The 23797-nt window shown below is 62.1% G+C and carries 19 protein-coding genes and 1 tRNA gene; 4 read left to right on the top strand and 16 right to left on the bottom strand.

Annotated elements, in window-relative coordinates; translation table 11 throughout:
- The 5 genes from CEY09_RS31250 to CEY09_RS31230 all read right to left on the bottom strand — a co-directional run.
- A partial coding sequence (locus CEY09_RS31250; protein ID WP_234818445.1) for a GTP-binding protein occupies positions 1–118 on the bottom strand: 118 nt, incomplete at its 3' end.
- Between the two features lie 75 nt (positions 119–193).
- On the bottom strand, positions 194–2296 hold the full coding sequence (gene fusA, locus CEY09_RS31245; RefSeq protein WP_088591609.1) for an elongation factor G: 2103 nt from the start codon (positions 2294–2296) through the stop codon (positions 194–196).
- A gap of 18 nt (positions 2297–2314) precedes the next feature.
- Positions 2315–2785 (bottom strand): 30S ribosomal protein S7, encoded by a 471-nt coding sequence (gene rpsG, locus CEY09_RS31240; RefSeq protein ID WP_006216561.1) that lies wholly within the window; start codon positions 2783–2785, stop codon positions 2315–2317.
- Positions 2786–2951: 166 nt separating this feature from the next.
- On the bottom strand, positions 2952–3329 hold the full coding sequence (gene rpsL, locus CEY09_RS31235) for a 30S ribosomal protein S12 (protein ID WP_005017264.1): 378 nt from the start codon (positions 3327–3329) through the stop codon (positions 2952–2954).
- A gap of 552 nt (positions 3330–3881) precedes the next feature.
- The gene (locus tag CEY09_RS31230; RefSeq protein ID WP_088591608.1) at positions 3882–4583 is read right to left on the bottom strand and encodes a response regulator transcription factor; all 702 of its coding nucleotides are present in this window, start codon (positions 4581–4583) and stop codon (positions 3882–3884) included.
- Between the two features lie 267 nt (positions 4584–4850).
- On the opposite strand from CEY09_RS31230, the gene CEY09_RS31225 reads away from it, so the two are divergent.
- The 3 genes from CEY09_RS31225 to CEY09_RS31215 are packed head-to-tail and all read left to right on the top strand — an operon-like array spanning position 4851 to position 9051.
- Positions 4851–5567: a response regulator transcription factor gene (locus CEY09_RS31225; protein ID WP_088591607.1), complete on the top strand. Its 717-nt coding sequence runs from the start codon at positions 4851–4853 to the stop codon at positions 5565–5567.
- A gap of 35 nt (positions 5568–5602) precedes the next feature.
- The gene (locus tag CEY09_RS31220) at positions 5603–6709 is read left to right on the top strand and encodes a FecR domain-containing protein (protein WP_088591606.1); all 1107 of its coding nucleotides are present in this window, start codon (positions 5603–5605) and stop codon (positions 6707–6709) included.
- A 26-nt stretch (positions 6710–6735) separates the two neighbouring features.
- Positions 6736–9051, top strand: coding sequence for a CHASE2 domain-containing protein (locus CEY09_RS31215; RefSeq protein WP_088591605.1), 2316 nt, complete (start codon positions 6736–6738; stop codon positions 9049–9051).
- Positions 9052–9060: 9 nt separating this feature from the next.
- Here CEY09_RS31215 and CEY09_RS31210 read toward each other — a convergent pair whose 3' ends face one another.
- Positions 9061–10317 (bottom strand): serine/threonine-protein kinase, encoded by a 1257-nt coding sequence (locus tag CEY09_RS31210; RefSeq protein WP_088591604.1) that lies wholly within the window; start codon positions 10315–10317, stop codon positions 9061–9063.
- A gap of 153 nt (positions 10318–10470) precedes the next feature.
- Here CEY09_RS31210 and CEY09_RS31205 point away from each other — a divergent pair, with 153 nt between their 5' ends.
- Complete coding sequence (locus tag CEY09_RS31205) at positions 10471–10866, top strand: TssQ family T6SS-associated lipoprotein (protein WP_088591603.1); 396 nt, start codon at positions 10471–10473, stop codon at positions 10864–10866.
- Positions 10867–11003: 137 nt separating this feature from the next.
- On the opposite strand, the gene rpoC is transcribed toward CEY09_RS31205, so the two are convergent.
- The 10 genes from rpoC to CEY09_RS31155 form a co-directional block, all read right to left on the bottom strand.
- Complete coding sequence (gene rpoC / locus CEY09_RS31200) at positions 11004–15248, bottom strand: DNA-directed RNA polymerase subunit beta' (protein ID WP_006227010.1); 4245 nt, start codon at positions 15246–15248, stop codon at positions 11004–11006.
- Positions 15248–19360: a DNA-directed RNA polymerase subunit beta gene (gene rpoB, locus CEY09_RS31195; RefSeq protein ID WP_006227009.1), complete on the bottom strand. Its 4113-nt coding sequence runs from the start codon at positions 19358–19360 to the stop codon at positions 15248–15250. The genes rpoC and rpoB overlap by 1 nt, the downstream gene beginning before the upstream one ends.
- A gap of 161 nt (positions 19361–19521) precedes the next feature.
- A complete protein-coding gene (gene rplL / locus CEY09_RS31190) occupies positions 19522–19902 on the bottom strand; it encodes a 50S ribosomal protein L7/L12 (RefSeq protein ID WP_006227008.1) in 381 nt (126 codons plus the stop codon).
- An 81-nt stretch (positions 19903–19983) separates the two neighbouring features.
- Entirely contained in the window at positions 19984–20508 is a 525-nt protein-coding gene (rplJ, locus tag CEY09_RS31185) for a 50S ribosomal protein L10 (protein WP_006227006.1), read from the bottom strand.
- Positions 20509–20782: 274 nt separating this feature from the next.
- Complete coding sequence (rplA, locus tag CEY09_RS31180) at positions 20783–21484, bottom strand: 50S ribosomal protein L1 (protein ID WP_006216574.1); 702 nt, start codon at positions 21482–21484, stop codon at positions 20783–20785.
- Between the two features lie 2 nt (positions 21485–21486).
- Entirely contained in the window at positions 21487–21918 is a 432-nt protein-coding gene (gene rplK / locus CEY09_RS31175) for a 50S ribosomal protein L11 (protein WP_006227005.1), read from the bottom strand.
- 63 nt (positions 21919–21981) lie between these two features.
- The gene (gene nusG / locus CEY09_RS31170) at positions 21982–22515 is read right to left on the bottom strand and encodes a transcription termination/antitermination protein NusG (protein WP_006216576.1); all 534 of its coding nucleotides are present in this window, start codon (positions 22513–22515) and stop codon (positions 21982–21984) included.
- Between the two features lie 9 nt (positions 22516–22524).
- A complete protein-coding gene (gene secE / locus CEY09_RS31165) occupies positions 22525–22905 on the bottom strand; it encodes a preprotein translocase subunit SecE (RefSeq protein ID WP_006227004.1) in 381 nt (126 codons plus the stop codon).
- A gap of 64 nt (positions 22906–22969) precedes the next feature.
- Positions 22970–23045, bottom strand: a tRNA-Trp gene (locus tag CEY09_RS31160).
- A gap of 164 nt (positions 23046–23209) precedes the next feature.
- On the bottom strand, positions 23210–23797 hold a 588-nt coding region (locus tag CEY09_RS31155; protein WP_272938454.1), incomplete at its 5' end, for an EF-Tu C-terminal domain-related protein.

Raw genomic sequence — 23797 nt, 5'->3', positions numbered from 1 at the left:
ACTTGTTCGACAGAACGGTCGTGATAGCTGCCGTCAACGTCGTTTTGCCGTGGTCAACGTGACCAATCGTACCCACGTTCACGTGCGGCTTGGTACGTTCAAACTTGCCTTTTGCCATGATCTCTATCCTTTAACTTTCAAGGAAACTTGAATCTGCCAGGCCGCCCGGATGGGCGGACCTGGCTAGGGTTATTTACTTGGCCCGAGCGGCGATGACTTCGTCAGCGACGTTCTTGGGAGCCTCGGAGTAATGCTTGAATTCCATCGTGTACGTGGCACGACCTTGCGTCAGCGAACGCAGGTTCGTGGCGTAACCGAACATCTCGGCCAGGGGCACTTCAGCCTTGATGGTCTTGCCGCCGCCGACCATGTCGTCCATGCCTTGGACCATGCCGCGACGCGAGGACAGATCGCCCATCACGGTACCAGCGTAGTCTTCCGGCGTTTCGACTTCAACGGCCATCATCGGTTCCAGCAGCACGGGGCTGGCCTTGCGCAGACCTTCCTTGAATGCCATGGAGCCGGCCATCTTGAACGCGTTTTCGTTCGAGTCCACATCGTGGTACGAACCGAAGAACAGCGTGACCTTGACGTCGACGATCGGGTAGCCAGCCAACACGCCCGAAGGCAGCGTTTCCTGGATGCCCTTGTCCACTGCAGGGATGTATTCGCGAGGAACCACACCGCCCTTGATGGCGTCCACGAATTCGAAACCGCCGCCCGGGGGCAGGGGTTCAACCTTCAGCACCACGTGGCCGTACTGGCCGCGGCCGCCCGACTGCTTGACGAACTTGCCTTCAACTTCGTCGCAGGTCTTGCGGATGGTTTCACGGTAGGCCACTTGCGGCTTGCCGACGTTGGCTTCAACGCCGAACTCACGCTTCATGCGGTCGACCAGAATTTCCAGGTGAAGCTCGCCCATGCCGGAAATGATGGTTTGGCCGGATTCTTCGTCGCTGCGCACGCGGAACGACGGATCTTCCTGAGCCAGACGCGACAGCGCCAGACCCATCTTTTCCTGGTCAGCCTTCGACTTCGGTTCCACGGCCTGCGAAATCACGGGCTCGGGGAAAATCATGCGTTCGAGCAGGATGTGGGAGTCGATGTCGCACAGCGTTTCGCCGGTGGTCACGTCTTTCAGACCCACCACGGCGGCGATGTCGCCTGCCAACACTTCCTTGATTTCTTCGCGGTTGTTCGCGTGCATCTGCAGAATGCGGCCGATACGTTCCTTCTTGCCCTTGATGGGGTTGTAGACCGTATCGCCCGACTTCAGGACGCCCGAGTAAACGCGCACGAAGGTCAATTGACCCACGAACGGATCGCTCATCAGCTTGAATGCCAGAGCCGAGAACTTCTCGCCATCATCAGCTTCACGCTTGACGGGATTGCCATCGTCGTCCATGCCGTCGACCGGGGGAATGTCCACGGGCGAAGGCAGGTAGTCGATGACGGCATCCAGCATGCGCTGCACGCCCTTGTTCTTGAAGGCGGTGCCGCACAGCATCGGCTGGATTTCGCCAGCGATGGTGCGTTGGCGGATGGCCAGGTTGATTTCTTCTTCGTCCAAGGAACCCGTTTCCAGGTACTTGTTCATCAGCTCTTCCGACGACTCAGCGGCAGCTTCAACCAGCTTTTCACGCCATTCGTTGGCTTGATCAACCAGTTCAGCGGGGATCTCGTGGTAGTCGAACTTGATGCCTTGGCTGGCTTCGTCCCAAATGATCGCCTTCATCTTGACCAGGTCGACCACGCCTTGGAACGTGTCTTCGGCACCGATCGGGATCACGATCGGCACGGGATTGGCGCGCAGGCGGTTCTTCAGCTGGTCATAGACCTTGAAGAAGTTGGCGCCGGTGCGGTCCATCTTGTTGACGAAGGCCAGACGCGGCACACCGTACTTGTTGGCTTGGCGCCACACGGTTTCGGACTGGGGCTGAACGCCACCCACAGCGCAGTAGACCATGCAAGCACCGTCCAGGACGCGCATGGAACGTTCCACCTCAATGGTGAAGTCCACGTGCCCCGGGGTGTCGATGATGTTGATGCGGTGTTCGGGATAGTTCTTCGCCATGCCACGCCAAAACGCCGTCGTAGCTGCCGACGTAATGGTGATGCCACGCTCTTGCTCTTGTTCCATCCAGTCCATGGTGGCTGCGCCATCATGCACTTCGCCAATCTTGTGATTGACGCCGGTGTAGAACAGGATACGTTCGGTCGTGGTGGTCTTCCCTGCATCGATGTGCGCAGAGATACCAATGTTGCGATAGCGCTCGATCGGGGTTTTGCGGGCCATGGTGGATTAGTCCTTAAATTACCAGCGGAAATGGCTGAAGGCCTTGTTGGCCTCTGCCATCTTGTGCGTGTCTTCGCGCTTCTTCATCGCGGCGCCACGACCTTCGGAGGCGTCGATCAGTTCGCCAGCAAGACGCAGATCCATCGACTTCTCGCCACGCTTCTTAGCGGCTTCACGGAGCCAACGCATAGCCAGGGCCAGGCGGCGCACGGGGCGCACTTCAACCGGCACTTGGTAGTTGGCACCGCCAACGCGGCGGCTCTTCACTTCGACGATCGGCTTGATGTTGTTGATCGCCAGGCTGAAAACTTCGATCGGCTCTTTGCCGGTCTTGGTTTGCACTTGCTCGAGGGCACCGTAAACGATGCGTTCGGCGACGGCCTTCTTGCCGTCCAGCATGACGACGTTCATGAACTTGGCGAGTTCGACGCTGCCGAACTTGGGATCGGGCAGAATCTCGCGCTTGGGTACTTCGCGACGACGGGGCATTGTTGCTTCCTTGTGTCTGTTCAGTTGAACCGCGTTTCATTACACGGCCATGGCCGCCCATTGGGACGACCCCTTACGTGCCGCGCTCCATCCCAGAAACCGGAGGGCGCGGTCGCACTTCCCTAGTGACGGACTTCCGCCACGCGGGGGTACTGCTGACTCGTTATTAAGCCTTCTTCGGGCGCTTGGCGCCGTACTTCGAGCGGGCTTGCTTACGATCCTTGACGCCTTGCAGGTCGAGGGAACCGCGCACGATGTGATAACGCACACCGGGCAAGTCCTTCACACGACCGCCACGCACCAGAACCACCGAGTGCTCTTGCAGGTTGTGGCCTTCACCGCCGATGTACGAAATGACTTCGTAACCGTTGGTCAGACGCACTTTGGCAACCTTACGCAGAGCGGAGTTCGGCTTCTTGGGGGTGGTGGTGTACACGCGAGTGCACACGCCGCGGCGTTGCGGGCAGTTTTCGAGCGCGGGGCTCTTGCTTTTGATGATGCTGACTTCGCGCGGCTTGCGCACGAGTTGGCTAATGGTAGGCATGACCTTTGAAATCCCTTTTACGTACCACTGGTAAGTACTTACGTACTCGTCTCCTCAAGAGTGTCTTTCGGAGAAGGCAGTTCGCGCAAAACCGCCTCAAACGTTCATATACGTAAAAGAGCGGGCTTGCCAACAAACTATGACAAACGCACAAAACTGAGTGCCTCGGGGGCAGTCGGACTGATGGACCCAAAATAAAAGGCTCGTGACGCACCTTGATTTCGGATCCTGGACTGTTTACCCTCTAGCGAACACATTTTGCGCGCGAAATAAAGCAGTAAGCCCTTTAGCATAACTGAGATCAAGGGGTACTGTCAAAGAAATTTGTAAACGCCGCAGCGCGGCGCGCGGCCAGCGAAATGGCGGCGCAAAGACAACGGTTTCGGCGTGGGTCGTGAAAAATGGGGCCACGTACCCGGCAAATCGTGACACTGCCAACGAGCCTGGGAACGCTCGTTTCGACCTGAAAGCCGCCGCGTTGCCCGGGTAAACCACAAGGTTATGCCGGCAGGCGTCAGGCGTGTCTGCGGGCAGTGTACCCGGGCGGCCGCGCTACTGGTCGGCGAATAGGTAACCGCTGCCGTAGACCGTGCGGATCGGCAGCATGACGCCGGCCAATTCCGCCTTGCGACGCAGGCGGCTGACGATCACATCGATGCTGCGCGAGCCGCTGGAGCGCACCCCGCCGCCCTCCACCCGCAGTTCATCGCCCAGTTCGGAGCGCCCAACCGCCCTGCCCGCCACTTCCAGCAGCGAACGCACGATCAGGCGCTCGTTGGCCGAGAGAGATATGGCGGCGCCCGTGGGCGCGACCAGCGTCCAGCCCTGGTCCCGCAATTCCCACTGGCCATTGGCCGCGTCATCGGAAACCGGGTTGTCCTGGGCGACGGGCAGTCGCCGGGCCAAGGCCAGCAGGATGCACGCGAGTTCGCGCGGATCCTGCGGATCTGTCAGGCAGGCGTCGGCGCCGCTTTGCAGGCAGCGCAGGCGGCTGTCCACGGACATGCCGCGGCCAGAAACCACAATTCCCATTGGGGACGAACCGTGCAGGCGCGCGACCAGCGCGTAGCCGATTTCGCCCAACGTCCCGACATCCAGAACGACGGCATCGTAGATACCGCTATTGAGCAATCCGAACAGCTCCAGCGACGTCGAGCAGCCACGCGCGGAGATCCCGGCCTGCAGCAAGGCGGACACGGCGGCGTTGCGGGCCACCTCATCCGGCGACATCATAAGTATGCGCAATTGATTCATAGCTAATTTCCACCTCTAACCCGAAATCACTCCACGTTGCCGAAATGTGACGGCCACCGTGGGGCGATTGAGACAGTGTGGCGGCTTGTTGCGCAACAACTCCAGTCAAGATTCGTTAACTTTGCAATGTTTGACAGTTCTTTCCACAACGTAGCCAGCCGCCGCTTCTCCCGAGTTATCATTCGATTACATAATTTCGCTCACCCCTCTTGCAGTAGGGCGCCACAGGGCGCGCTTGCGTAGCAAGCCTTCGCGAGAACACGTTTGATGAAAATCGCGTCGCTGGAAGACGACCTCGATCAGGCCCGGCGCATCCACCAGGTGTTGACCGCCGCGGGATACACCTGCACCAGTTATCACCAGAGCCGTGACCTGCTGGCCGCTCTGCGTACCGAGAACTTCGATCTGGTCCTGCTGGACTGGCATTTGCCAGATATTGACGGCGACGATGTGGTGCGCTGGTTGCGCGCCAACATCGGCCCGCGCGTCCCCGTCATTTTCCTGACGAACCGCTCCAGCGAAGACGATCTGGTGGAAGGCCTGCGCGCGGGCGCCGATGACTACATCGTCAAGCCGTTGCGCCCGCTGGAGTTGCTAGCCCGGGTGGCGGCGTTGCTGCGCCGCAGCCAGATCGCCGAGCCCGCCAACGATTCGTTCGACGTGGCCAACTACCGCGTCGAGCCTGCGGCGCGGGTCATCTCGCTGAACGGCGCGCCGGTCACGTTGGCGCCGAAGGAATTCGAACTGGCGCTGCTGTTCTTTCGCAACCAGGGTCGCCTCATGTCGCGCGACGTCTTGGCCGAATGCGTCTGGAACCGGGAAATCCCCGCGACCTCGCGCACGCTGGACACGCACTTGTCGAACATCCGGCAAAAGCTTCAGTTGCGCCCTGAAAACGGTGTGCGCCTTACCTCGTCCTACGCCCTTGGCTACCGGCTGGAATTGACCGGCGCGTCGGAAGACAGCCCGGCGAGCTCGTCGTAGACGCCTTCGCGCGCATCCCTGGAGAACCGAACGTCATGAGCCGCTACCGCGCGCTTTCTTTGCTTGCATTGGTTTCTTGTGCACTGACCGCCCCCGCCCACAGCCAGCCTGCCGGCGCCCTGGGCGAGGACTTCATCTATCGCGTCCGCCAAGGCGACACCTTGATCAACCTGGCGACGCAATACACGCGCAACCAGGCCAATTGGGCGCCGCTACAAACACTGAACAAGGTCGTCGCGCCGGAGCTGCTGCCCATTGGACTGGAGTTGCGCATCCCGTTGGCGATGATTCCCGAACGCGCCGCCGAGGCCCGCGTGCTGCACGTCAGCGGCCAAGCCAACATGAACGGCCAGCCTTTGCGGCCGGGCCAGAGTCTGCACGAAGGCAGTACCGTGGTGACCGCGCAGAACGGCTTCGTCACGCTGGAACTGGCCGATGGATCCAAACTCACCCTGCCCGCCGGCGGTTCGGTCGAGCTGGCGCGCCTGCGCCAATTCGAAGGTACTGCGCTGACGGACTCCGTCATCCATGTGCAGCGCGGCAGCGTGGAATCCACGGTTGCGCCCACCGGCCAAGGCGTAGGCCGCTTTGAAGTGCGCACTCCCGTCGCCGTCACCGGCGTACGCGGCACGCGTTTCCGCGTGCAGAGCGGCGCGGGCGGCGTGCATAGCGAAGTGCTGGAAGGCAGCGTGCGCCTGCAACCCCACGCGCCCGGCACCACGCCGGCCAAGCCGGTTGCCGTGGCGCGCGGTTATGGCGCCGCTGTCCGCAGCGACGGCAGTGTGTCGGGCGTGCGCGAACTGCTGGCCGCCCCGCAACTCTCCGTCCCCGAACGTTCAGGCGGTGGGGGCTGGACCAGCACTTTCGCCCCCGTGGCGGGTGCCCAGAGTTATCTGGTGCGCGTATCGCGCGACGCCGACGGCACGCTGCCGGTATCGTCGGTCGCATTCCCGACCAACGACATCCGCTTTACGGCCCCCGGGCCTGGCACGTACTACGTGTCGGTGCGCGCCATCGATGACCTGGGCTTGAGCGGGCAGGATGCGGTGGCCACGTTCGAGGGCGCCAACCAGCTGATGACCAGCTACGGGCTGGGGGTCGCCAGCGGCTCGGGCGAGCCCGTCATACTTACCGAGTACTAGCGCCTGACCCCACGCAAAGGAGCCCCATGGCCGATGCTGCCGACACCGTTGACCGGACCTCGCGCTCAGCGCTGTGGTTGACGGTAGTGCTGGCGGTGCTGGCGGCCGTGCTGGGTTCGCTCAACGGACTGGGCCGGGTCGATCAGATCCTCTACGACCGCGTTGCGACGCTGACTAGCCGCCCCGCCGACCCTGACATCCTGATCGTCGCCATCGATGACACCAGCATCGATACGCTGGGGCGCTGGCCATGGCGGCGCGCGATCCACGCGGCGCTGCTTGACCGCCTGCAAGGCGCGCGCGCTGTCGGGCTGGACCTGATCTTCGCGGAAAGCGATACCGTCAACCCCAACGACGACCGGATCCTTGCGGACAGCATCCGGCGCAACGGTCATACGGTCCTGCCCATCGTGCTGGACCGCCTCTCGAATCCGTCGGCGATCGCCGCCCCCATCCCTATCCTGGCGCAAGCGGCCGCCTCAAGCGGCTTCATCAACGCGCGCGTGGACTCCGACGGCGTCGTGCGCGAGGCCACGCCAGCCACCGAATTCGCGGGCGAACGCCGGTTCCATCTTGCGCTGTCCATGCTTACGGTCGGAGGCCAGCCCGATAAAGCGCAACAACTGCTGCAGCGGGCCGGGCCCGAGGGCAGCATCCTGATCCCCTATGCCGGCGCCAGGGGCCACATACGCACCGTCTCCTACCTGTCAGTGCTACGCGGCGACGTGCCGGCCGAAGCGTTGCGAGGCAAGTACGTGCTGGTGGGCGCCTGGGCCACCGGCCTGGGCGACGCGTACCCCACTCCGGTCTCACACGACCTCAGCGGCATGTCGGGCGTGGAGATCATCGCCAACCTGCTGCAGGCGGCGCGCGACGACATCTCGTATCAGCGGCCGGCCGCTACCTGGAACGCGCTGTTCTCCGCCCTGCCGGTCCTGCTGGCCTGCCTGGCGCTATGGCGGCTGTCGCCCAAGCGCGCCCTGCTGGTCAGCGTCGCCTTGATCGCCGCCATCCTGCTGGCCTCCTGGGTGCTATTGGCCCATGCCTACCTCTGGTTTGCGCCCACCGCCGCCCTGGTGGGTGTGGCGCTGTGTTATCCGCTGTGGAGCTGGCGCAGCCAGGAAGCGGCGTTGCGCTACATGGACAACGAACTGCGACGGCTGCAGCGCGAGTACCCGCCGGTGCTGAACGAGGCCCGCGCCCAACTCGCCGGCCCCAACGTATCGCTGGAAAGCCGTGTGGGCGAACTGCGTCGTGCACTGGCGCGGGTGCGGAACCTGCGGCGGTTCCTGGCCGACGGTCTGGACGGGATGCCGGACGCGACGCTGGTCTTCGATCAGGAAGGCCATATGCAATTCCGCAATCAAGCCGCCGTCATGTACTTCCAGCGCCTGGGCATGCGCCCGCCGCGCGTGGGGCACCCCGCCACCCACTTGCTGGAGAAGACCATTTCGGACGACGCGACGCGGCAGCGCGTGGCGGAAGCGCTAAGCGGCAAACCGCCTTCGGATGCCACCTCGCCCTGGAGCGCCGACCTCGAAGTACGCGACTACGCCGGGCGCGACCTTATCCTGAAATGTGCCCCCATCCACACCGCCGAAGGCAACTTCGCGGGCACCGTCGCCACGCTGACCGATATCTCGCGCATCCGCCAGGCCGAACGCCAGCGTGAAGAAACCCTGCGATTCATCTCGCACGACATGCGCGCGCCGCAAAGCTCCATCCTGGCGCTGGTCGAAATGAAGCAGGAAGCCGCTACGCTGGACGACCAGGGCGATACCCTGGCGCGTATCGCCACACTGGCCAACCGGACACTGCATCTTGTCGATGATTTCGTGCACCTGACGCGCGCGGAATCGATGACGATCTGCGCCGTGGAACTGGACTTGGGCAGCCTGCTGCAGGATGGCGTGGACGAGTTCTGGGCCTCCGCCCACAAGCGCGACATCGCACTCGGCGTGCGATTGCCGTTGCCCGTGGCCTACACGCGCGGCGACCAGACCCTGTTGATGCGCGCCCTGTGCAATCTGATCGATAACGCTATCAAGTACAGCCCCCCTCAGACGCGCATCGAATGCAGCATCGAAGAAGAACCAGGCTTTTGGCGAGTGGATATTCGCGACCAGGGCCAGGGCATCGCCGAAGCGGACCTGGCGCGCCTGTTCGAACCCTTCTCGCGGGTGGGCGTGGAAACGCGTGGCGACGTCGGCGGCGCCGGGCTGGGCCTGGCGTTCGTGCGCACGGTGGCCGAACGCCATGGCGGGTCCGTCGAAGTCGCGAGCGAACTGGGCGCAGGCTCGGTATTCACCCTGCGCCTTCCCGCGGCGCCCGACGCCGCGTAACCCCCGCGTTTACTGGAAGGTGTGCGAGATCACCCCGGGTTTGCCGGCCTTGATCTCCAGCGTGCCCCGGTACGGCGGCAAGTCCGCATTGCGCAGCACCACCTGATATTTCCCGGGGATGAGCCGCAACTCCTTGACGGGCGGGCTGATGCCGCGCGCGATGCCATTGATCCACACCTCGCCCCAAGGGCGGATGTCCAGGCGCACCGTCACGGGGACGGCCAGCGGCCTGGGCTTGGGCGCCTCGTCGATGGGCGGGACCGCGGCCGTGGGCGTTTGGGCGGCAGGGTCAGGCGTTTCCACCGAAGCCGTGGGGGCCAGGTCGCCGGCGCTTGGATCCTTCGCTGCGGGCGTCTGTTCCGCAGACGGCTGCGCGGGTGCGGGAGGCTGCCACTGCGCGGTCGGCAGCGGCTGCGCCAATGCGACAGGCGGTATCGTCGCCTGCGGCGCGGGATGCACGGCAGGCGGATTGGGCTGGACCAATTCCGAATGCGTGATCAGGGCGTTGGGAGTCCCCATGCCCCAGTGGAACCAGGAATACGTGCCGATGCCGATCAGCGCCGCGATGCACAACAGAGCCAGCAAAGGACGGCTGCGGCGGGAAGGTCTCGCCGCATTGGCCGTGGGCGGCGCCGTGTAGGAAGCGCCTGCGGCCGCCTCGGCTTCGGCCGGCGCGGGTTCGATATAAGCCGCCACGCCCAGCAAGGCGGCCAATTCGGCCAGCGTCTGCGGGCGGTCCGCCGGCGCCATGGCCAGGCCGGCATCAATGACGGACAGGAAGTCCGGGCTGTACTTGGTCAGCCCCAGCGATACCAGGGGTTCGTAGGTGTCCGCAGCGCGGCGCTCCGGCGCCGGCGGCGGACGATGGCCGGTCACCAGGGCATGCATCACGGCGCACAGGGCGTAAACGTCGCTCCAGGGGCCGCGCGGCCATTCCATGGAATCGGAATAAAGCTCGAACGGCGCAAAACCCGGCGTGGGGCTGCGGCTGGCGCGGCGCGAACGCGCAACGACCAGTTCGGGCAACAGATGCGCACGAGCGCCCTCGTCCATGCCCACGGTGTCCATCGAGATGTCGCCACAGATCTCACCCTGCGCGTGCAGGGCGATCAGCGCCGGCAGCAGATCCGACAGGAGCCGCTTGATTCGCGTTTCCGGCACGCCGCCCGCCATACTGGCGGCAATCGCGCTCAAGGGGCGCAAGGCAAGCGGCGCGGCGCCGGAAAAGGGGCCACGCGGCGTCAGGAGGCCGGTGGACGAAGGCATTATCGGAATTGCGCTCATGCGCGTAGTGTGCAAAGGTTGAATAGCCTGAATATTATCCAATCCGCAACATCAGGACATTGCCGAAAATGTCCGAGCGCATCAGGCTGTGGCACGATAGCGTACCGCCCAATCTTCCTACCCCCCTTTGAAGCTATGAAAATTCGCTTTCTGAGCAGTTTGCTCGGCGCGTCGTTGATGCTGGCGGGCTGCGCCGGCATCCCGTCCTTGAAGCCCGAGGCCCCCGCCACGCCCGAGGCGTTGGCGCAATTGCAACAAGTCCGCGACGCCTACGGCGCCGGACGCTATGGCGAGGTCATTCGCAGCGTCGCCACCTCGGACGCCCTGGCCACCTCCCCCCGCGCCGTGCGCGTCGAAGCCTACAAACTGCAGGCATTCAGCTATTGCGTCACCCGTTATGCCCAGTTGTGCGAAGACAGCTTCGCCCGCATCCTGGCGTTGGATCCCGCTTTTGAACTTGCCCCCAATGAATCCGGTCACCCGTCCTGGGGTCCGGCTTTCCAACGAGCAAGGGCGCAAGCCGGCAAGTAGCCCGGCCACCGGTCCCGCCCCTGAAGGCGGCACCAAAAGAGGCACCAAAAGAAAAAGGCCGCTGATTCGCATCAGCGGCCTTTCTGTTTTCAGCCCCCGCGCCGGGACGGCGCGCGGGGGACTGCCGGGGGTTCCGCTTATTCGGCGGAGTCCTCGGTGCCGATATCGGCGGCCGGGCTTTCCGCGTCCGCACCCACCGTGACCGGCGAGTCTTCGAACGGGTTGGCCTGCTGGCGAGCGGCTTCGCGTTCCGCCGCCTCCAGCTCTTCCTTGTCGCGGCGTGCATGGTGGTAAGCCAAGCCGGTACCCGCCGGGATGAGGCGGCCGACGATGACGTTTTCCTTCAAGCCACGCAGGTCGTCGCGCTTGCCCATGATGGCGGCTTCGGTCAGGACACGAGTGGTTTCCTGGAACGAAGCGGCCGAGATGAACGAGTCGGTCGACAACGAGGCCTTCGTGATACCCAGCAGCACGTTGTCGTAGGTCGCCGGGATACGTTCTTCGGCAGCCATACGATCGTTGGCGTTCAGCAGTTCAGAGCGCTCGACTTGCTCGCCCGGGATGAACTCGGTATCGCCCGCGTCGACGATGTTCACACGACGCAGCATCTGACGAACAATCACTTCGATGTGCTTGTCGTTGATCTTCACGCCTTGCAGACGGTACACGTCCTGCACTTCGTCGACGATGTAGGTCGCCAGCTTCTCGATGCCTTGCAGACGCAGGATGTCGTGGGGATCGGCCGGGCCGTCCACGATCATTTCGCCCTTGTTCACCACTTGGCCGTCGTGCACCAGAACCTGCTTTTCCTTCGGAATCAGGAACTCGTGGCTCACGCCTTCCAGGTCGGTGATGACCAGACGCTGCTTGCCCTTGGTGTCCTTACCGAACGAAACCGTACCGGTCACGTCGGCGAGCATGCCGGCGTCCTTCGGCGAACGGGCTTCGAACAGTTCGGCCACACGCGGCAGACCGCCGGTAATGTCGCGGGTCTTTTGCGATTCTTGCGGAATACGCGCCAGAACTTCACCCACGGCAACCTGCTGGCCGTCACGCACGGTAATCAGCGCGCCCACCGGGAACGAGATGTTCACCGAGTGATCGGTGCCGGCAATCTTGACGTCTTCGCCGTTTTCGTTGACCAGCTTGATCTGCGGACGCATGACGATCTTGCCGCCACGGGTCTTCGGCGTGATGACGACGAGCGTCGACAGGCCGGTGACTTCGTCCACCTGCTTGGCAACGGTCACGCCTTCTTCGATGTTCTCGAAGCGGACGGCACCGCCGTATTCCGACACGATCGGACGGGTCAGCGGATCCCACGTCGCCAGACGCGCGCCAGCCTTCACGGCTTCGCCATCGCCCACCAGCACGGTCGCGCCGTACGGGATCTTGTGGCGTTCGCGTTCGCGACCGTTGTCGTCAAAGATCGCCAGTTCGCCAGAGCGCGAGATCGCCACACGTTCGCCCTTGGCGTTCGTGACATAGCGCATCGTGCTGGCAAAACCGACCAGACCGCTGGACTTGGTTTCGACCGCGCTGGCCAGAGCCGAACGCGATGCCGCGCCACCGATGTGGAACGTACGCATCGTGAGCTGCGTGCCCGGTTCACCGATGGACTGGGCAGCGATAACGCCGACTGCTTCGCCCTGGTTGACCGGCGAACCGCGACCCAGGTCGCGGCCGTAGCAGTGTGCGCACAGACCGTGACGCGTTTCGCACGTCAGCGGGGTGCGGACCTTGACTTCGTCCACGCCGATGCGGTCGATGGTGTCGACCAGGTCTTCGTCCAGCAGGGTGCCGGCGACGATGGCCGTTTCCTGCGTGTCCGGGTTGATGATGTCCACGGCGGCAACACGACCCAGGATGCGGTCGCGCAGCGGTTCGATGACTTCACCACCTTCCACCAGGGCCTTCATGTTGTAGCCCAGCGACGTACCGCAATCGTCCTCGGTGATCACCAAGTCTTGCGTCACGTCGACCAGACGACGGGTCAGGTAGCCCGAGTTCGCGGTCTTCAGTGCCGTATCAGCCAGACCCTTACGCGCACCGTGAGTCGAGATGAAGTACTGAAGCACGTTCAGACCTTCACGGAAGTTCGCGGTAATGGGCGTTTCGATAATCGAGCCGTCCGGCTTGGCCATCAGGCCGCGCATACCGGCCAGCTGGCGGATCTGGGCGGCCGAACCGCGGGCGCCCGAGTCAGCCATCATGTAGATCGAGTTGAACGATTCCTGGCGCACTTCTTCGCCGTGACGGTTCACAACCGGCTCGGTGGCCAGTTGTTCCATCATCGCCTTGCCGACCTTGTCGCCAGCCTTGCCCCAGATGTCCACCACGTTGTTGTAGCGTTCTTGGGACGTGACCAGACCCGACGAGTACTGCTTGTCGATTTCCTTCACTTCGCGGCTGGCTTCAGCCAGGATGCCTTCCTTGGCGGTCGGGATCAGCATGTCGCCCATGGCGATCGAGATACCGCCGCGCGTGGCCAGCTTGAAGCCGGACTGCATCAGCTTGTCGGCGAAGATCACCGTGTCGCGCAGGCCGCAACGGCGGAACGACTGGTTGATCAGGCGCGAGATTTCCTTCTTCTTCAGTGCCTTGTTCAGCACCGTGAAGGGCAGGCCCTTCGGCAGAATTTCGGACAGCAGCGCGCGGCCGACCGTCGTCTCGTGACGGCGGATAACCGGTTGCCATTCGCCAGCCTCGTCGCGCTCGTGCTCTTTCAGACGCACGGTCACGCGGGATTGCAGCTCGACTTCGCCGTTGTCGTAAGCGCGTTGCACTTCAGCGACGTCGGTGAAGAAGATGCCTTCGCCGCGGCCGTTGATGCGCTCACGCGTCGTGTAGTACAGACCCAGCACGATATCCTGGGACGGCACGATCGACGGTTCGCCGTTGGCCGGGAACAGCACGTTGTTCGACGCCAGCATCAGCGTACGCGCTTCCAGCTGGGCTTCCAGCGACAGCGGCACGTGGACAGCCATCTGGTCACCGTCGAAGTCGGCGTTGAACGCCGCGCAAACCAGCGGGTGCAGCTGGATGGCCTTGCCTTCGATCAGGACCGGCTCGAACGCCTGGATGCCCAAACGGTGCAGCGTGGGCGCACGGTTCAGCATGACCGGGTGTTCGCGGATGACTTCTTCCAGGATGTCCCAAACCACCGGTTCCTGGCTTTCCACCAGCTTCTTGGCAGCCTTGATCGTCGTGGCCAGGCCCATCATCTCCAGACGATTGAAGATGAACGGCTTGAACAGTTCCAGGGCCATCAGCTTGGGCAGACCGCACTGGTGCAGCTTCAACTGCGGACCCACCACGATGACCGAACGGCCCGAGTAGTCGACGCGCTTGCCCAGCAGGTTCTGACGGAAACGACCGCTCTTGCCCTTGATCATGTCGGCCAGGGACTTCAGCTGGCGCTTGTTGGCGCCCGTCATGGCCTTGCCGCGACGACCGTTGTCCAGCAGCGAGTCAACAGCTTCCTGCAGCATCCGCTTTTCGTTGCGCAGGATGATTTCCGGCGCCTTGAGCTCCAGAAGGCGCTTCAAGCGGTTGTTGCGGTTGATGACGCGGCGGTACAGATCGTTCAGGTCGGAGGTCGCGAAGCGGCCGCCGTCCAGCGGCACCAGCGGACGCAGGTCCGGCGGCAGCACGGGCAGCACTTCCATGACCATCCACTCGGCCTTGATGCCCGACTTCTGGAAGCCTTCCAGCACCTTCAGGCGCTTGGAGATCTTCTTGATCTTGGCTTCCGAGCTGGTGGCCTTCAGTTCGCCGCGCAGCGTTTCCACTTCGCGGTCGATGTCGATGGTGCGCAGCAGTTCGCGCACGGCTTCCGCGCCCATCAGGGCACGGAAGTCGTCGCCGTACTCTTCGGTCTTGGCGAGGAAATCGTCATCCGACATGATCTGGCCGCGCTTGAGCGGCGTCATGCCAGGTTCGATCACGCACCAGGCTTCGAAGTACAGAACGCGTTCGATGTCGCGCAGGGTCATGTCGAGCACCATGCCCAGACGCGACGGCAGGCTCTTCAGGAACCAGATGTGCGCGACGGGGCTGGCCAGCTCGATGTGGCCCATGCGTTCACGGCGAACCTTGGCAACGGTGACTTCAACGCCGCACTTCTCGCAGATCACGCCACGGTGCTTCAAGCGCTTGTACTTGCCGCACAAGCACTCATAGTCCTTGATCGGGCCAAAGATCTTCGAGCAGAACAGACCGTCACGCTCAGGCTTGAACGTGCGGTAGTTGATGGTCTCGGGCTTGCGAACTTCGCCGTAAGACCACGAACGGATCTTCTCGGGCGAGGCGATGCCGATCTTGATGGCATCGAATTGCTCGTCTTGCGAGACTTGCTTAAATAGGTCGAGTAGCGCTTTCATTAGTTACGCTCCAAATCCATGTCCAGGGCCAACGAGCGGATTTCCTTAACCAGCACGTTGAACGATTCCGGCATGCCGGCGTCGATGACGTGGTCGCCCTTGACGATGTTTTCGTAAACCTTGGTACGGCCAGTGATGTCGTCCGACTTCACCGTCAGCATTTCTTGCAGGGTGTAGGCGGCGCCGTATGCTTCCAGCGCCCACACTTCCATTTCCCCGAAACGCTGACCACCGAACTGCGCCTTACCACCCAGCGGCTGCTGCGTGACGAGCGAGTACGGACCGGTGGAACGCGCGTGCATCTTGTCGTCGACCAAGTGGTGCAGCTTCAGGTAGTGCATGTAGCCAACGGTCACGGGGCGCTCGAATTTCTCGCCCGTGCGGCCGTCGAACAGCCATGCCTGCGTACGCGAAGGCGTCAGAGCCATGCGCTCGGCGACGTCGTCCGGATAGGCCAGCTCCAGCATCGTGGTGATTTCCTCTTCGGTCGCGCCGTCGAAGACGGGCGTCGCGAACGGCACGCCGTTCTTGAGGTTCTGGGCCATTTCCATGACTTCTTCGTCGGTCAGCTCGTCGATGCGAGCGCCGGAACCGGTCGTGTTGTAGACCTTGTCCAGGTAGGCACGGACGTTCTTGACCTGCGCAGTGCGCTCGTCGCGCAGCAGATCGGCAATGCGGTGGCCCACGCCCTTGGCAGCCCAGCCCAAGTGCACTTCCAGCACCTGACCCACGTTCATCCGCGAGGGCACGCCCAGCGGGTTCAGAACGATGTCGGCCGGCGTGCCGTCAGCCATGTGCGGCATGTCTTCCACCGGGGTGATGCGCGAGACCACACCCTTGTTGCCGTGACGGCCTGCCATCTTGTCACCAGGCTGCAGACGACGCTTCACGGCCAGGTAGACCTTGATCATCTTCAGCACGCCCGGGGGCAGCTCGTCGCCTTGCGTCAGCTTCTTGCGCTTCTCTTCGAAGGCCAGATCGAACTGGTGACGCTTCTGCTCCAGCGATTCCTTGGCTTGCTCCAGCACGACAGCGTGCGGCTCATCGGCCAGACGGATGTCGAACCACTGCCAGCGGTCCAGATCAGCCAGGTAAGCCTTGGTGATCGTGGCGCCCTTGGCCAGCTTGCGCGGGCCGCCGTTGACGGTCTTGTTGACCAGCATCTTTTCGATACGGTCGAACTGGTCGTTTTCAACGATGCGCAGCTGGTCGTTCAGGTCTTGGCGATAGCGGCGCAGTTCATCGTCGATGATGGACTGGGCGCGCTTGTCGCGCACGATGCCTTCACGCGTGAACACTTGCACGTCGATCACGGTGCCGGTCATGCCCGAAGGCACGCGCAGCGAGGTGTCCTTAACGTCGGACGCCTTCTCACCGAAGATGGCGCGCAGCAGCTTTTCTTCCGGCGTCAGCTGGGTTTCGCCCTTCGGCGTGACCTTGCCGACCAGCACGTCGTCGGCGCTGACTTCGGCGCCAATGTACGTGATGCCCGAATCGTCCAGACGGTTCAGTTGCGTCTCAGCCAGGTTGCTGATGTCGCGCGTGATTTCTTCCGGACCGAGCTTCGTGTCGCGGGCGACAACCGTCAATTCCTCGATGTGCACCGAGGTGTAGCGGTCATCGGCAACAACCTTTTCGGAGATCAAAATCGAGTCTTCGAAGTTGTAGCCGTTCCACGGCATGAACGCGATCAGCATGTTCTGACCCAGGGCGAGTTCGCCCAGGTCGGTCGATGCGCCGTCGGCCAGCACGTCACCCTTGGCGACCTTGTCGCCACGCTTGACGATAGGACGCTGGTTGATGTTCGTGTTCTGGTTCGAACGCGTGTACTTGATCAGGTTGTAGATGTCGACACCGACTTCGCCGGCGACGTTTTCTTCGTCGTTCACGCGAATCACGACACGCTCGGCGTCAACGTGGTCGACCAGGCCGCCACGCAGTGCTTGCACGGTCGTGCCCGAGTCAACGGCCACGGTGCGCTCGATACCCGTACCCACGACCGGCTTTTCCGGGCGCAGGCAAGGCACGGCCTGACGTTGCATGTTGGCGCCCATCAGTGCGCGGTTCGCGTCGTCGTGCTCCAGGAACGGAATCAACGAGGCAGCAACCGACACGATCTGCGACGGGGCAACGTCCATGTAGTGCACGTTGGCCGGCGAGGTCAGCATCGTTTCGCCTGCTTCACGGCAAGCGACCAGGTCGTCCACGAAGGCGCCTTGCTCGTCCAGCGCGGCGTTAGCCTGCGCGATGACGTAGTGGCTTTCTTCGATGGCCGACAGGTAATCGATCTGCTCGCTGACGCGGCCGTCGATAATCTTGCGGTAAGGCGTTTCCAGGAAGCCGTACTCGTTCAAGCGAGCGTACAGCGCCATGGAGTTGATCAGGCCGATGTTCGGGCCTTCCGGCGTTTCGATCGGGCAGACGCGGCCGTAGTGGGTCGGGTGCACGTCGCGGACTTCGAAGCCGGCGCGCTCGCGGGTCAGACCGCCCGGGCCCAGTGCGGAAACACGACGCTTGTGCGTGATTTCCGACAGCGGGTTGGTTTGGTCCATGAACTGCGACAGCTGGCTCGAACCGAAGAACTCCTTGATGGCAGCCGAAATCGGCTTGGAGTTGATCAGGTCGTGCGGCATCAGGTTTTCCGTCTCGGCCTGACCCAGACGTTCCTTGACGGCGCGCTCGACGCGCACCAGGCCGGCGCGGAACTGGTTTTCGGCCAGTTCGCCCACGCAACGCACGCGACGGTTGCCCAAGTGATCGATGTCATCGATCTGGCCACGGCCGTTACGCAGCTCAACCAGCACCTTGATGGTCTCAAGGATGTCTTCGTTGGTCAGCGTCATCGGGCCGGTGATGTCTTCACCACGGCCCAGACGGCTGTTGACCTTCATGCGGCCGACGCGCGACAGGTCGTACGTCTCTTCGCTGTAGAACAGACGCTGGAACAGCGCTTCCACCGCTTCTTCGGTGGGCGGCTCGCCAGGACGCATCATGCGGTAGATGGCAACGCGCGCGGCCATCTGGTCGGCGGTTTCATCGGTGCGCAGCGTTTGCGAGATGTACGGACCACGGTCCAGGTCGTTCGTGTAGAGCGCCTGGATGTCGTAGACGTTCGAGGCGCGCAGGGCGCCCAGCACGCTTTCCGTGATCTCGTCGTTGGCGTTGGCGATGACTTCGCCGGTATCTTCGTCAACGATGTTCTTGGCCAGCACGCGGCCGTACAGGAAGTCTTCCGGCACGGAGATGCGCTGGATGCCGCCGGCAGCCAGGTCGCGCAAATGCTTGGCATTGATGCGCTTGTCTTTTTCGACGATGACCTTGCCATCGCGGTCCGAGATGTCGAAACGGGCCATTTCGCCCTTCCAACGCTCGGGCACGAATTCCATCATCGCGCCTTCGCTCTTCAGTTCGAAGTTATCGAAGTCGAAGAAGTTGGCCAGGATGGATTCCGGCGTCATGCCGATGGCCTTGCACAGGATCGTGACAGGCATCTTGCGACGACGGTCGACGCGGAAGAACAGGACGTCCTTCGGGTCGAATTCGAAGTCCAGCCACGAACCGCGGTAAGGAATCACGCGGGCCGAGAACAGGAGCTTGCCGGAGCTGTGCGTTTTGCCGCGGTCGTGTTCGAAGAACACGCCAGGCGAACGGTGCAGCTGCGACACGATGACACGCTCGGTGCCGTTGATGACGAAAGAACCCGTGCCCGTCATGAGCGGAATTTCGCCCATGTAGACTTCTTGTTCCTTCACTTCCTTCACGGTCGGCTTGCTGACTTCGCGGTCAAGCAGCACCAGGCGGACCTTGGCTCGCAGGGGCGAGGCATAGGTCAGGCCACGTTGCTGACATTCCTTGACATCGAACACCGGTTCGCCGAGCACGTAGCTCACGAACTCCAAGCGCGCCATACCGTTGTGACTAACGATCGGGAAAATCGACGAGAACGCCGCCTGCAAACCGTCGGCTACGCGATCGGACGGGGCGGTATCCGCCTGCAGGAAAGTTAGGTAGGATTGAAGCTGTGTCGCCAAAAGGAAAGGAACGTTTTGAACGTCTTCACGCTTGGCGAAGCTTTTGCGGATGCGCTTTTTTTCGGTGTACGAGTAAGGCATGAGCACTCCGACTCGAGGTTGCATGGGCCGTCAACCACGGCCCTAGGTGATACGACTCCAGGAAACCCCTCTGAAAAGGCATGACCCCAGTAGGGGTTTCCTGGAAACGCAAAAGCCCGGGGACTGCAAACTGTGCTGTCCCCGGGCAGTTGACGCAGGTCTTACTTGACTTCGACCTTGGCGCCAGCTTCTTCCAGCTTCTTCTTGGCGGCTTCGGCGTCAGCCTTGGCCACAGCTTCCTTGACGGGCTTCGGAGCGCCGTCGACCAGGTCCTTGGCTTCCTTCAGACCCAGACCGGTCAGCTCGCGCACGGCCTTGATGACGCTAACCTTGTTCGCGCCGGCTTCCAGCAGGACGACGGTGAACTCGGTTTGCTCTTCAGCAGCGGCGGCAGCGCCACCAGCGGCCGGAGCAGCGACAGCGACAGCAGCGGCAGCAGCCGACACGCCGAACTTCTCTTCCATTTCCTTGATCAGCTCGGACAGCTCGAGCACGGTCATGCCAGCGATGGCGTCAAGGATTTCAGCTTTGTTAAGTGCCATTTTTCAGAACTCCAAATATTTTGGTAATGCCAGGGTTTGGGTGTCGCTTCGTCGTTCAGCGAATTCCGGACAGCAGGGCGATTAGGCCGCTGCCTTTTGGTCGCGCACAGCCGCGAGGCCACGGGCGAACTTGGTCGGAACTTCGTTGAGCGTACGCACGAATTGCGCGATGGGGGCTTGCATGGTGCCAAGCAGTTTCGACAGCAACTCTTCGCGGGACGGCATGGTGGCCAAGGCCTTCACACCATCTTGGGTCAGCAGGCTGTTGGGCAATGCGCCCGCCTTGATGACCAGCTTGTCGTTGCTTTTCGCGAAACCAGCGATGACCTTTGCCGCCGAAACCGGATCAGCGCTGATACCATAGATCAGCGGACCGGTCAGTTGCTCAGCCAACGGCTCGAAAGCCGTGCCGGCAACAGCACGACGGGCCAGCGAGTTCTTCAGAACACGCAGATACACGCCCGATTCACGCGCAGTTTTGCGCAGTACGGTGACAGAGGCGACGTCCAGACCACGGTACTCAGCGATAACAATCGATTGGGCCTTGGCGACTTCAGCCGAGACTTCCTCGATTACCACCGCTTTCTCTTGACGATTGAGACTCACGGTTTGAACACTCCATCAAAAGACGCCTGGGGCCTGAGCCTTGCGCGTCAACCGAATGCGGCGCCTGGTCGAGTTCTTCGTGTAAAGAAATCTTCCTGGGGACGCCGTCTACGCTGGATCCGAACTAGGTGAGCTTCGGGATTAAGCGGGGCAGCGGGGATGCTGCTTTCCATAAGGAAGGGAGAACCCTTCCACTACCCTCGCTCCAGCGGTCTTTGACAGCAACATCCGGAGGAATCCGGATGCAGCCCAAAGTACGTTTACTGCTGTTGGCTTAGTTGGAAGCCGACAGCGAGGCAATTTCAACGCGAGCACCGCCGCCCATCGTGGACGAAACGGCCAGCTTGCGCAGGTAAATGCCCTTGGCAGCTGCGGGACGAGCCTTTTGCAGGGCGTCGACCAGAGCGGCCAGGTTGGTTTGCAGCTGTTCCACGCCGAACGACGCGCGGCCGATCGTTGCGTGGATGATGCCAGCCTTGTCGGTACGGTACTGAACCTGACCGGCCTTGGCGTTCTTGACAGCGGTCGCGACGTCCGGCGTCACGGTGCCGACCTTCGGGTTCGGCATCAGGCCACGGGGACCCAGGATCTGGCCCAGGGCACCCACGACACGCATCGTGTCGGGCGAAGCGATGACGACGTCAAAGTCCATTTGACCGGCCTTGATCTGGTCAGCCAGGTCATCCAGGCCGACGATGTCGGCGCCGGCGGCCTTGGCAGCCTCAGCCTTTTCGCCTTGGGCGAACACGGCGACGCGGACCGACTTGCCGGTACCAGCGGGCAGAACGACCGAACCGCGAACCAGTTGGTCCGACTTCTTCGGGTCGATGCCGAGCTGCACAGCCACGTCAATGGATTCATTGAACTTGGCGACAGCGGTTTCCTTGACCAGCGTCAGGGCTTCAGCGACCGGGTACAGCTTGGTGCGGTCGATCTTTTGTGCAATAGCGGCGGCGCGCTTGGACAGTTTTGCCATGATTAGATCCCCTCAACCGTGATGCCCATGCTGCGGGCGCTGCCAGCGATCGTGCGCACAGCGGCGTCCAGATCAGCGGCGGTCAGATCGGGGCCCTTGGCCTTGGCGATTTCTTCAGCTTGAGCGCGGGTCAGCGTGCCGACCTTGTCGGTATGCGGCTTGGCCGAACCCTTTTGCACGCCAGCAGCCTTCTTGATGAGGACCGTCGCGGGCGGGGTCTTCATGATGAAGGTGAAGCTCTTGTCCGCGAAAGCGGTGATCACCACCGGAATCGGCAGACCAGGCTCCATACCTTGGGTCTTGGCGTTGAACGCCTTGCAGAATTCCATGATGTTCAGGCCGCGTTGACCCAGTGCCGGGCCAATCGGGGGGGAGGGGTTAGCCTTACCAGCCGGTACTTGCAGCTTGATAAAGCCGACGATCTTCTTCGCCATGCTTTGCTCCTTGCGGGTTATATCGCCCGGACCTTATTGGTCTGGGCTCCCCGGGGGTTGAAATCAGGTCTTTTCGACCTGGCTGAAATCGAGTTCGACAGGTGTGGCGCGACCAAAAATGGTGACAGACACACGCACCTTGCTCTTTTCGTAATTGACTTCTTCGACGTTGCCGTTGAAGTCTGCAAACGGACCTTCCTTGACCCGAACCATCTCGCCCACTTCGAACAGGATCTTGGGGCGGGGTTTCTCGACACCCTCTTCCATCTGGGAGAGGATCTTCTCGACTTCCTTTTCGGAAATCGGGGTCGGACGGTTGCCCGAGCCACCCAAAAAGCCGGTGACGCGGTTCGTATTCTTGACCAAATGCCACGTTTCGTCGGTCAGGTCCATTTCGACCAGGACGTAACCGGGGAAAATACGGCGTTCAGTGATCGACTTCTGACCACCCTTGACCTCGACGACTTCTTCGGAGGGCACAAGGATACGGCCGAAAGACGTTTGCAAGGCGGCACGCTCGATACGCTCGACCAGGGCCTTGTGAACACTCTTTTCCATGCCGGAATACACATGGACGACATACCAACGCTTACTCATTCGCCGTCCTTATTTCCAGCCCAACAACAGGCCGTAAAGAATCCATTCGATGCCCTTGTCGAGCACCCACATGAAAATGCCCATGACCGCCACGAACGCGAAAACGATACCCGTCATCTGGGTCGTTTCCTTGCGGGTGGGCCATGCGACACGCTTGACTTCGTTGTAGGACTCGCTGGCAAAGCTCAGGGTGCGGCGGCCGGGTTCGCTGAACCACGCGATCACGGCTGCGATCACGAGGCCACCGACGAACACGCCGATACGTGCAGGCATCGGCTGTGCGCTAAGCACGGAAAACCCGACGATGCCAGCAATAACGACGAGAACCGCCAGCCCGAGCTTGACCCGGTCGGCGGTACTGGTTACGGTTTCTACGCTGGTATTAGACATATTGCGACGCGAGCCGCCGTGAATGCGTAACTCGCGATGATCTCCCGCGGGTTTATCCTGGCGGTGGCAGGGGCAGTAGGAATCGAACCTACAACCTTCGGTTTTGGAGACCGACGCTCTGCCAATTGAGCTATGCCCCTAAAACACTACTGGCTTGCACTACATTCACTGACTTTCGCGATCCGCTCAAAGCAGCTTTTTCAAGCTATTCGGCGCAAATGATCGCGCAGCCAAACATCATAACACTTTTACGGCAAAAATGGGTAGAGGGACTTTTCGTCCTCTCTACCCATTCGGGTATTGCTTACTTCAGGATCTTGGCGACGACGCCGGCGCCGACGGTACGACCGCCTTCACGGATGGCGAAACGCAGGCCTTCTTCCATGGCGATGGGAGCCAACAGCTTGACCGTCATGGCCACGTTGTCGCCCGGCAGAACCATTTCCTTGTCGGCCGGCAGCTCGATCGTGCCCGTCACGTCCGTCGTGCGGAAGTAGAACTGGGGACGATAGCCTTGGAAGAACGGAGTGTGACGGCCGCCTTCTTCCTTGGACAGGATGTACACCTCGGACGTGAAGTCCGTGTGCGGGGTGATCGAGCCCGGCTTGGCCAGAACTTGGCCGCGCTGGACGTCTTCACGCTTGGTGCCGCGCAGCAGGATGCCCACGTTGTCGCCAGCTTGACCTTGGTCGAGCAGCTTGCGGAACATTTCAACGCCCGTGCAAGTCGTCTTGACCGTCGGAACCAGACCGACGATTTCGATTTCTTCGCCAACCTTGACCACGCCGCGTTCGATACGGCCGGTCACCACGGTGCCACGACCCGAGATCGAGAACACGTCTTCAACCGGCATCAGGAACGCGCCGTCAACGGCACGCTCAGGCGTCGGGAT

This window comes from Achromobacter marplatensis, from assembly GCF_002209535.1.
Taxonomy (GTDB): domain Bacteria; phylum Pseudomonadota; class Gammaproteobacteria; order Burkholderiales; family Burkholderiaceae_B; genus Achromobacter; species Achromobacter marplatensis.
The sequence above is the reverse complement of the archived record's forward strand: the minus strand, read 5'-3'. Positions and strand labels throughout refer to the sequence as shown.

Excerpts from the sequence above, each read along its gene's own strand:
- fusA (WP_088591609.1), bottom strand. The coding sequence starts at position 2,296 with ATGGCCCGCAAAACCCCGATCGAGCGCTATCGCAACATTGGTATCTCT.
- rpsG (WP_006216561.1), bottom strand. The coding sequence starts at position 2,785 with ATGCCCCGTCGTCGCGAAGTACCCAAGCGCGAGATTCTGCCCGATCCC.
- rpsL (WP_005017264.1), bottom strand. The coding sequence starts at position 3,329 with ATGCCTACCATTAGCCAACTCGTGCGCAAGCCGCGCGAAGTCAGCATC.
- CEY09_RS31230 (WP_088591608.1), bottom strand. The coding sequence starts at position 4,583 with ATGAATCAATTGCGCATACTTATGATGTCGCCGGATGAGGTGGCCCGC.
- CEY09_RS31225 (WP_088591607.1), top strand. The coding sequence starts at position 4,851 with ATGAAAATCGCGTCGCTGGAAGACGACCTCGATCAGGCCCGGCGCATC.
- CEY09_RS31220 (WP_088591606.1), top strand. The coding sequence starts at position 5,603 with ATGAGCCGCTACCGCGCGCTTTCTTTGCTTGCATTGGTTTCTTGTGCA.
- CEY09_RS31215 (WP_088591605.1), top strand. The coding sequence starts at position 6,736 with ATGGCCGATGCTGCCGACACCGTTGACCGGACCTCGCGCTCAGCGCTG.
- CEY09_RS31210 (WP_088591604.1), bottom strand. The coding sequence starts at position 10,317 with ATGCCTTCGTCCACCGGCCTCCTGACGCCGCGTGGCCCCTTTTCCGGC.
- CEY09_RS31205 (WP_088591603.1), top strand. The coding sequence starts at position 10,471 with ATGAAAATTCGCTTTCTGAGCAGTTTGCTCGGCGCGTCGTTGATGCTG.
- rpoC (WP_006227010.1), bottom strand. The coding sequence starts at position 15,248 with ATGAAAGCGCTACTCGACCTATTTAAGCAAGTCTCGCAAGACGAGCAA.
- rpoB (WP_006227009.1), bottom strand. The coding sequence starts at position 19,360 with ATGCCTTACTCGTACACCGAAAAAAAGCGCATCCGCAAAAGCTTCGCC.
- rplL (WP_006227008.1), bottom strand. The coding sequence starts at position 19,902 with ATGGCACTTAACAAAGCTGAAATCCTTGACGCCATCGCTGGCATGACC.
- rplA (WP_006216574.1), bottom strand. The coding sequence starts at position 21,484 with ATGGCAAAACTGTCCAAGCGCGCCGCCGCTATTGCACAAAAGATCGAC.
- rplK (WP_006227005.1), bottom strand. The coding sequence starts at position 21,918 with ATGGCGAAGAAGATCGTCGGCTTTATCAAGCTGCAAGTACCGGCTGGT.
- nusG (WP_006216576.1), bottom strand. The coding sequence starts at position 22,515 with ATGAGTAAGCGTTGGTATGTCGTCCATGTGTATTCCGGCATGGAAAAG.
- secE (WP_006227004.1), bottom strand. The coding sequence starts at position 22,905 with ATGTCTAATACCAGCGTAGAAACCGTAACCAGTACCGCCGACCGGGTC.